Annotated in this window: 1 protein-coding gene; it reads right to left on the minus strand. The window is 45.5% G+C overall.

Annotated features, from left to right (window positions below):
* Positions 1 to 205, minus strand: a 205-nt coding sequence (locus D5S11_RS19785) for a hypothetical protein (protein WP_164833877.1), incomplete at its 3' end; no start/stop codon positions are given.
* Positions 206 to 268: the final 63 nt, after the last annotated feature.

The following is a 268-nucleotide window of genomic DNA, read 5'->3' on the forward strand; positions in this document are numbered from 1 at the left end:
ATTGCGCGTTCGGGTCCGTTAAGAATCCTGATTGATCAACACCTGCTTGACCAACTGCGGCGAATGGGTCCAATAATGCACCGGCTTGTTGTCCTGCTTGAACTACATTACCCGCTGCATCTGTTGCGGCAGTGCTTTGTATATCGCCTGCTGCCCTAGCTGCTTTCGCTGCTGTTTTACCTGTGAATCTATCGACAAATCCCATCTTGGAACTCCAGTACGTTTACGTCATATGGTTTACCGTTTTTTATATAATCATTTTTTCTTA

This window comes from Bacillus sp. L75 (genome assembly GCF_003676355.1).
In the GTDB taxonomy this organism is placed as follows: Bacteria; Bacillota; Bacilli; order Bacillales; family Bacillaceae; genus Bacillus; species Bacillus velezensis.